The following is an 8,708-nucleotide window of genomic DNA, read 5'->3' as shown; positions in this document are numbered from 1 at the left end:
TTACTATGGATGCTATAATTATCCCCAAGACTCCCATAATCAAGAAAGAGCCCATACTTGTAAGATCTCTTTTTGTAGTATTGCCATATAAAGCCATAGAGCCAAACATGATTGATGTAATGAAAAACGCCCTTGCTATATTTTCTGCAGTATAAACTATAAAAACATAAGATAAGGAAAGCCCCATTAACACTGAGAACGAGAAAAATATAGTAACGGCAGACTGAGCACTTAGGTGTTGAATTCTATAAGACATGTAGAACACCAATGCAACCGGAGATAACATTACCACAAGCGATAGGACGGGATTAGAATAAATCACCTGAAAAAGACCAGAAAACACCGTTAAAAATGCAACAAGTCCTGTGACGCCCAAAGCTAAAGCCATGTAATTGTATACTTTAGTTAGGTAACTTCTAAGCCCAGCACTATAATAAACGCCTTGAGAGCGAATATCCTGTTCATTTCTCATGTAAGACATAATATAACTCCTTTTGTCTATTATTTAACACATTATAATATAAAACCACATTTTTATCAAGTATTTTTATTATAAACAGCTATGCGCTGGCATTTGTTTTAATATAAATAGAATATAGGCCTATTGCTGCTGCATTTGAAACATTTAAACTGTTAATTGCATTTGACATTGGTATTTTTAAAAGATAATCACAGTTTTCTTTAACTAGTCTTCGTACCCCTTTCTCTTCAGAACCAAAAATAATTACTCTTTTTTTCTCAAAACTCTTTATTTCATCTATATTTTCTTTAGTATTGCAATCAAACCCATAACACCAGTAACCGACCTTTTTTAAATACTCCATAGTTTTCACTATATTTGTAACGTATATTAGCGGAACGATATCTAAAGCTCCACTTGCTGCTTTTGCAATAGATGCATTTTCACTTGGTGAATGGTTATGTGGTAAAACCAATGCGTTAACATTAAAGCAGGCCGAAGTTCTTAAAATTGACCCAATATTGTGTGTGTCAGTGACTTGATCTAAAATGACTATAGTAGAGCTGTCGTTTGAGCTTTCAGCTACTTCTTCGATGCTTAAGTTATAAAGAATAGGGGCAACATTTAAAGCAATTCCTTGATGGTTAGCACCTTTGGGTAAAACGTCATTAAGTATTTTGTTTTCTACTAATCGAACTTTAATGCCCTTACTATTTGCACATTGCCTAATTTCTTTTTCATGTTCTCTATAGAAATTTTCTGTTACTAACAGTTCTATACACCGCCTATTTTTATTCTTCAGTGCTGACATGCAGGTGTGCTTTCCATACAGCCAAAAATTCTCATTAGTTTTTGACGATTTCATCGTATTATCGAAAATTGGATTTTCATAGAATAAGCAACATTTTACTATGTTTGGATATTGTTGTAAAATTATACAATTCGATTAATGCGTTTATGTCGGACGATGAGTTGGATTGGCAAAAAAATGTTAAGCCAATAAAATGTGGAAAAGTTACTTTAAAAGTTGATCATAAAGTAAATATAAAGTCTATGGTTGATAAAGGTACCTCCGACTTACAAAGGAATTTTCTTAATACCAATAATGGTAACTCATCATTTTGTCTTGACAAAAACACAAAATCAAAAGTTGATAGGGGTAAATATTTTATAAGCGATAAGCTCGATTTGCATGGCTATAATATAGAGGATGCTTACTGTAAATTGATAGATTTTATTATCAAAAATTATCGAGCAGGAAATAGATGTTTATTAGTAATTACGGGATACGGCAGTGCAACAAATAAAACAGACACTATAAAGAATAACTTAAATAAGTGGTTAAATGATACTAAAATCCAGCATATGGTTCTATACTACCAGCAAGCTACGAAAAAACATGGTGGTAAAGGGGCTTTTTATGTTTTATTAAGAAGGCTTAGGTCCTATTAGCTGCTTAAGTTTCCTTTTAAGCCTTAATTTTTCTTGTATAACCATACAGTGTTCGGCAGCGCGTGACGCACAACTGTGCGAACATTGTGATTTGGGTCTACCAGGAGGGATGTCTCCCAGTACCTCTTTTCCCGTCATCCCGCTACGTGTTAGCGGGATCTCATTTCACTTTATGAGGGTGTCATCCGAATAGCTTAACTACTTGGATCCAGATTGGATACTGAGTTGGTGAGTATAAAAGTATAGCTTCTACGTCATACCGCCGCGGTATCTCAGCCGCTAACAAGTAGCGGGGTGACGAGTTACTATACCGCTGCGAACCGTCATACCGCGATTTATTCCATAGCTGTACGAACATTCATTTTTGAAGGTAAACTGCACAGCAAATGGTGTCATTCCAGGGCTTGACACTGGAATCCAGCCGGCTTTGTTGCATCGCTAGCTATGATGGATTAAAGATAAAAAAGGTGGAGAATATCAGTAGCTTATTATTCTGGTATTTATAACAAGAACGGTCAGTGAATACCTAAATTTGAGTAAAAGAAATTTCACTACCACTCACTAATCCGGCTAAAATTCAAGAATTTCAATGCTTTAGCTATTTTCAATAGAATTAAATTTATTAATATAAATAACAAGTTACTATTCTTAAATTTGATCAGATTGATTGCAAAAAAAACAAGATTTTCAATAAGTTGCTTATAATCCTAATTATAGTTAGCCTTTCATAAGTAGCGATGCAACAAAGCCATTCCAGCGTCACGCGCTGCCATGTGATATACAATTTCCTTCGAATTACAACGTACGTGCGCTCTATATGCACTTGATTGACAAATGCTCTCTTATCAAAATCTCAAGAATCTGCACTATATTTAATGCTGAGCCTTTGCGCAGGTTGTCAGCCACTATCCACATATTTAATCCGTGCTCAACAGTATTGTCTCTTCTAATACGCGATACATATACAGCATTCTCCTGTACAACATCAATTTGAGTTATGTATTCACTATCTTCACGCCTGTTGTACACTAAAACTCCACTATCTTCGGCTTCACTTAGCACTTCACGAGCTTGTTCTTCAGTGATATGTTGATCAAATTCCACATTTACTGCCATAGCGTGACCGATAAAGACGGGTACCCTTACACAAGTTGCAGTAACTTTTATATTTTCCTCTAAAATTTTTTTTGTCTCCTCTTGCATTTTCCATTCCTCTTCTGTAGAGCCATTTTCCATGAATTCTCCTACATGGGGAATGCAATTGAATGCTATTTGCTTAGAGAATATCTTGGGTTTTTTAGCTTCGTTCATAAAGATTTTTTTTGTCTGGTCATAGAGCTCATCCATTGCTGCTTTGCCTGCACCAGAAGTTGATTGATAAGTTGAAGCAACGATTCTCTTTATTTTTGCTTTTTGGTGTAATAGATGTAGTACTAGCAGCATCTGTATTGTAGTACAGTTTGGATTGGATATTATGTTGTGGTTTTTATATTCCATAATTTTTTCTTTATTAATCTCTGGAATAATGAGTGGCACACCCTCTTTCATTCTAAAATGGGAACTGTTATCTATCACGATGCATCCAGCCTGTGTTGCAATTGGTACATACTCTTCAGAAACATGAGATCCAGCACAGAAAATGGCTACATTAGTTCCAACGAAGTCATAATCCTCAAGGCATAAAACTGTTAACTCTTTGTCACCAAAGCTCACCTTCTTCCCTTCTGATTTTTTCGATGCAAGTGCAATAACGCAATCTATCGCCTCATCTTGAAATTCAGCAAGCGTGCTTAATACCTCACGCCCTACTCTTCCGGTTGCTCCAATAACAGCAATTTTGTATCTCATATAGATGAACCTCTAATTTTAAAGTTCTATTATATTTTTACTGACAAAATTTACAATTGTTTTAATATTTTTACCTTGCAATTAATTGTAATTTAGCTATTATTATGCAATATTAGTAATATTACATAGTGAAATGAAAGATGAGTAAGGAATACGATGAAACTAAGGTTAAACCTGCAATGTCTACACCTCAAGGGCCTGAAGGAACCAATGGATCAAAGGCCCAAAGTGTTCTTTCGAATAAAAGAAAGCCTACAATAAATTTTGATGATAAAAAGTATGGTGTAAAAACCTCTAAAATAGACCAACAGTCTCTAAACAAAAGACAAGAATCTTCAAAGCTAAGAGATCTCTTAAGGTCAATACCAATAATAAGGAGATTTTTAGCAAGGATTTTCACACCTGAAAAAATAGAAATCATCAGTAACCCTATATATGACAACATGGAAGCATATAAAAAATCGCAGGAAGATTACCCTAGTAAGATAAAAGATGAAACTAGTATAGATGATGAACACACAAAAGAAGTAGATAGTAAACTTGAGAAGGGTAATGTTGAACAAGTGGACAACAAGAAAAGTCGTAGTTCATAAATATCAATCATTTAAAAATTATCTCTAGTTATAACATTGTATCTGTTCAGATGCATGGCTCATGTACAAATATTGAAACAAAAATTCCAGTGCTCCTTTCTCGTCATCCCAGTGCGTGACACTTGTATCTTTATGATATGAGGCATTAGAGCTAAAATACCTCACAGGGAGGGTGAAGCTGATGCGACACTAATGCCATTAAGCCAGATTTTGCTTCCCTCCCATAGAGTTAAAGACTGAACAGTATCTTTTGGAATTATATCCCGTATTACAAGGTTAGTCTAAACTCTCAGTTTATTTATAGTCTTGGAGGCAATTTTATGCAAGTAAATGCTATTTTGGGTGTGGATATTTCAAAAAAGAAATTTGATGTTTGTTAGTGGACAGTAAAAAACGACACAAAGTCTTTCAAAATAATCAAGATGGTTTTGCAAAACTTGTAGTTTGGTGCAATGGCCATGGAGCAAATCTTACTCATTTATGTCTTGAAGCAACTAGTTGGTATGGAGAAGATTTGGCTACTTTTATGCACGATTTAGGACATAATGTCAGTATAGTAAACCCAGAAAGCTTTTGGCAAAAGTGAGCTGCTCAGAAATAAGACAGATAAATCAGATGCAGCTATGATAGCTAGATTTTGTATCGCCAACAAACCTGCTCTTTGGAAGCCCATTGCACCTGAAATGAGGCATTTGAGGGAGCTTTACCGTTGCATGCAATCGCTAAAAGATGATAAGGTGCAACAGACAAATCGCTTGGAAAACAAAAATATGCATTCCAGTTGCAAAGAAGCTATATCTAAAGTAATTTTGGCAATAGAGAAGCAAATTATTGTTCTCGAAAAAGAAATTAATGAGCATATAAATAACTATCCACATCTAAAAAATATGGTGGAAAACCTTAAGACTATAAAAGGTATAGGATATCTTACTGCTGTTGCTGTTGTCGCAGAAATGCCATCAGTTGATAACTTTGACAATGCTAAACAATTTACAGCTTTTGCTGCCAGGACATTATCAATCGGGATCGTCAGTAAGTAAGAGAAGTTGCATATGCAAAATAGGATCTGAGCGTATTCGAAAAGCTCTTTATATGCCAGCTATAGTAGTCAAAAACCATAATAATCATTTTCAAAAGTTTTGTCAGCGTCTAGCAAGTAAAGGCAAATGTCCAAAAGTCATAGTTCTTGCGTTAATGCGAAAATTAATGCATGTCTTTTTTGGTATTCTTAAAAATAATCAACCATTTAATTGTAATTTTGTTGGATAATTTGTTTGACAGCAGAGACAGTATCTGGGATCCAGATTGGGCACTAAGTTGGTAAACACGAAAGCGATTAATCCTTTACAACGTTTTTGATGGAACTGCGCGAAAGAACTGGATGCCAGTGTCACGCACTGGCATGACACCCATTTCTTCCTATAGTTGTCTTTTCTCGTCTACCTTATTTTGCCACTCTGCTGAACAGATACATAACATTTGCTATACAGAAACTCTGCGATACCAAAATAAATAAAGAGGTACGCCACTTGCAGTGAATAAGCTTGCGATCAGCAAGGTATTCACAGAAGTTTCAAATATTACCCAGCAGCAAAAGGTTGTTGCTATACTGCCAATTAAAAATTTGTAACAACTCTTTTCTTGCACAATAACTTTGAGAAAAGCAAGACTGCATGCAAGGTAAACAAATAAAAATGAAACTACAGAAAAGTCGATAATTGATGTGATCTGCTTAGCAAAATTGTTGCTTGAAGTGAGGATTAGTAAAGTTGCAGTTCCAACTGAGCTAGTTGTTATGCCCCAGAAAGGAGAACCGTGCTTGTTTCTTTGAGCAAAAAACTGTGGCATCAGTTTATCTTTTGCAAGGCCAAGGGCCACTTGTCCACTAGCTAGTACCCAAGCGTTTAAAGTACCAACACAAAAAATGAACGCAGTTATAGAAATAATCAAGTGCCAATTGCCAGAGGCCATAATTTTTATTGCGTCAACATATGGTGCTCTTGAACTTGCTAAATCATTGCCATTTATTAATCCCATAATTGCAAGATTGTTGATAAAATACACAACAGCAACAGAGATTGTTCCAAGTACCACAGCTCTTGGTATTGTTCTAGCTGGATTATCAACTGACCCTGCAGGTGCTGTTGCCAATTCAACTCCAATAAAACCCCATAGAGTAATAAGTGTAGAACGGGCAAGAATCTGCGATGTTGTAAGATTTGATATTTCTTCACTTATGATGAAGTTATTTCTATCAAAAAAAAACAATGCTGCTATAGGTATTACAAGCAATACAGAAATTTTTATCACCGTCAATAAAAACTCAACACGTCCAGCAGTAGCTACTCCTCTAAAATTTATTAGTGTAATAATTGTAAGTAATAACATCTCTAAAAACAGATGTACGTTTTGAATATCTTCATGGAAAAATGGTGTAAGATAACCAACACCCACAACTATTACGGCTGTTGTGCTAACCCATGAGATCACCCAATACGTCCAACCAACAAAAAAAGCTGCAGCAGGGCCAAAAGCATGCTTTACATAGACGTGAGGGCCACCCGTTTCCGGAAATTTTGCGCAGAGTGAGGCAAAAACTAAAGCAAGAGATATAGCACCAAGCCCTGATATTATCCAGCTTATAAGGCTATACATGCCATATGGAGCAAGGCTAATTGGAAGCATAAAAATTCCAGAGCCAATTTGGCTGCTAATCACTAAGGCAAAAATAGCCCAAAAACCTATTTTATTTGACACAATAATTCTTATCTAAATAGATTAACAATATACCCTAAACTCAGAAATTTCAATTGATCTTTTAACATAAAAACTTGCATTTTTTTCAATTTATTCCTAAAATAGATTATATTAACAGATTATTAAGAGGGGGTTATGAATCCGAGATTAAAAGCATTTTTGGTTGTTTGTAGTATTATTGCATTTTTGATTGCACTTTTGTTTCTCGTGTATTATTTAAATCTTCTTGTTAACTATATCCTTGACCCGATTCTAGTTCGTCCCTTTGAAAGATTATACAAAAACTTAATTGTTGATGGTCTTTATGCCTATTTATCTACAAGCACTTCTAGCCCTGCACTAGCATTTTTGGCTACAGGTTTTATTGTTATTGCTGCGTTTATTTGCCTGAATAAAATGCTTCTTCCCTTGCAAGAGAAGATCATAAACAACTATACCTCCTTTAAAAACAACAATATTGATAGCAATAGCATGTTGTTTGAGGTTTATAAAGATCCAACAATAAAATTAAAGGACAAAATCTTATTCTTCAGTATACACTTGATATATTACCTACAGCTTCCATTTTTGTATATTGCATCAAAGGTATCAGCTCTACGTGGGTTTCTTATATTTAATTTTGGTTTATTATTGTTAAATTATGCACTGCTAATTCCAGTAGCACTTCTTGAGTTAATAAAATATCCATCAGTAAAACTCTTTTCACCTTTGGGTTTGAATGCAAAGCAGCTAAGCTTTTTGTTTAATGTAAGTGATGTGGGTACTAGTAGTCAGAGCGTTCATACTAGAAGTTTTCAGCAAAGCGTTATTGAATGTGCCAAAAAATTAAAGGAAGAACATGGTACGCCGTTAAATGAGTTGGATGAAGAGTTTAAAAGTTATATAAGCGGTTTAACAAGTCAGCAAAAACGAATGATAGAACCTTATCTAAGATTGGATGGTTATGAAACTGGGGAGTGGGTAAATTGGGTAGATTCACAAACCGGATTGACATTGACACAGGCTATAAATTTAGTTTTAATTGCGGCAAGAGAGCAAAATGCAGACGTAGAACTATTGAAATCTATATTACTGGTTCGCTTTGAAGAAAGTAACCGCCAATGTGGTCCTGGAATGCTTCTCCGTATTATTTATGCATTAAGTGGCCTTGAAGCAGAAAACAACTTTGCAGCTCAACTGGAGCCTCAGCTAATTGGGAAGTTGGCTGGTAATGCTACTAAAAGATTTCTTGAGAAATATGTGGATAAGCACTACCATAAAATAAAAGTTTTGAAAGAAAATTTTGATAATTTGTATTCACCAAGTTCTGGGGTGGATTTGAGCAACGTGAGTGATGAAGTAAAGGACGGCATTTCTTATACAAGAGATGCTATAAAAGAATTCGTGTTTAAGGAATTATATGTAAAGTTTTATAACGACTATGGGGAGCATATTCAGAGAGGGCAGATAAAACAAAGGTTAAGGGAGTTAATAACGGATGAAGTCGTAGACGCGGCAATATATTCTAAAATAGATGAAATAGAAATCCCTGCAGAACCACCTACTTATCTTGAAAGAGTAAAAGCATTTTTTGGAGGTCATGCAAGGTCTTCTGCTGC

8 protein-coding genes and 1 pseudogene are annotated in these 8,708 nt (G+C 35.2%); 4 read left to right on the top strand and 5 right to left on the bottom strand.

All coding sequences use genetic code 11. The features are described from left to right. Together ACIPNH_RS06125 and rlmB are read right to left on the bottom strand one after the other, a co-directional pair. A partial coding sequence (locus ACIPNH_RS06125; RefSeq protein ID WP_400772251.1) for a Bax inhibitor-1/YccA family protein occupies positions 1-481 on the bottom strand: 481 nt, incomplete at its 3' end. A 79-nt stretch (positions 482-560) separates the two neighbouring features. Next, positions 561-1,325, bottom strand: a complete 765-nt coding sequence (gene rlmB / locus ACIPNH_RS06120; protein ID WP_264723916.1) for a 23S rRNA (guanosine(2251)-2'-O)-methyltransferase RlmB — start codon at positions 1,323-1,325, stop codon at positions 561-563. Between the two features lie 92 nt (positions 1,326-1,417). Between rlmB and ACIPNH_RS06115 the strand changes: the two genes are divergently transcribed. Beyond that, positions 1,418-1,912 (top strand): Smr/MutS family protein, encoded by a 495-nt coding sequence (locus tag ACIPNH_RS06115; protein ID WP_264723915.1) that lies wholly within the window; start codon positions 1,418-1,420, stop codon positions 1,910-1,912. A 279-nt stretch (positions 1,913-2,191) separates the two neighbouring features. Here ACIPNH_RS06115 and ACIPNH_RS06110 read toward each other — a convergent pair whose 3' ends face one another. Then, positions 2,192-2,323 carry a hypothetical protein gene (locus tag ACIPNH_RS06110; RefSeq protein ID WP_264723914.1) on the bottom strand — a complete coding sequence of 44 codons (132 nt, stop codon included), beginning with the start codon at positions 2,321-2,323 and terminating at the stop codon, positions 2,192-2,194. Positions 2,324-2,725: 402 nt separating this feature from the next. Then, a complete protein-coding gene (locus ACIPNH_RS06105; RefSeq protein ID WP_400772248.1) occupies positions 2,726-3,760 on the bottom strand; it encodes an aspartate-semialdehyde dehydrogenase in 1,035 nt (344 codons plus the stop codon). Between the two features lie 140 nt (positions 3,761-3,900). On the opposite strand from ACIPNH_RS06105, the gene ACIPNH_RS06100 reads away from it, so the two are divergent. Continuing rightward, positions 3,901-4,353 (top strand): hypothetical protein, encoded by a 453-nt coding sequence (locus tag ACIPNH_RS06100; protein ID WP_015589289.1) that lies wholly within the window; start codon positions 3,901-3,903, stop codon positions 4,351-4,353. 320 nt (positions 4,354-4,673) lie between these two features. Beyond that, a pseudogene (locus tag ACIPNH_RS06090) lies at positions 4,674-5,622 on the top strand (IS110 family transposase). 213 nt (positions 5,623-5,835) lie between these two features. On the opposite strand, the gene ACIPNH_RS06085 reads toward ACIPNH_RS06090, so the two are convergent. After that, a complete protein-coding gene (locus ACIPNH_RS06085) occupies positions 5,836-7,110 on the bottom strand; it encodes an APC family permease (RefSeq protein ID WP_010082345.1) in 1,275 nt (424 codons plus the stop codon). Between the two features lie 135 nt (positions 7,111-7,245). Between ACIPNH_RS06085 and ACIPNH_RS06080 the strand changes: the two genes are divergently transcribed. Continuing rightward, a partial coding sequence (locus ACIPNH_RS06080) for a hypothetical protein (protein WP_400772246.1) occupies positions 7,246-8,708 on the top strand: 1,463 nt, incomplete at its 3' end.

Origin of the sequence: Wolbachia endosymbiont of Drosophila barbarae, assembly GCF_044752445.1 — a bacterium.
Lineage (GTDB): Bacteria > Pseudomonadota > Alphaproteobacteria > Rickettsiales > Anaplasmataceae > Wolbachia > Wolbachia pipientis.
This window is presented reverse-complemented; position numbering and strand designations above follow the sequence as displayed.

Coding starts and splice junctions, on each gene's coding strand:
- ACIPNH_RS06115 (WP_264723915.1), top strand. CDS start 1,418: ATGTCGGACGATGAGTTGGATTGGCAAAAAAATGTTAAGCCAATAAAA.
- ACIPNH_RS06105 (WP_400772248.1), bottom strand. CDS start 3,760: ATGAGATACAAAATTGCTGTTATTGGAGCAACCGGAAGAGTAGGGCGT.
- rlmB (WP_264723916.1), bottom strand. CDS start 1,325: ATGAAATCGTCAAAAACTAATGAGAATTTTTGGCTGTATGGAAAGCAC.
- ACIPNH_RS06100 (WP_015589289.1), top strand. CDS start 3,901: ATGAGTAAGGAATACGATGAAACTAAGGTTAAACCTGCAATGTCTACA.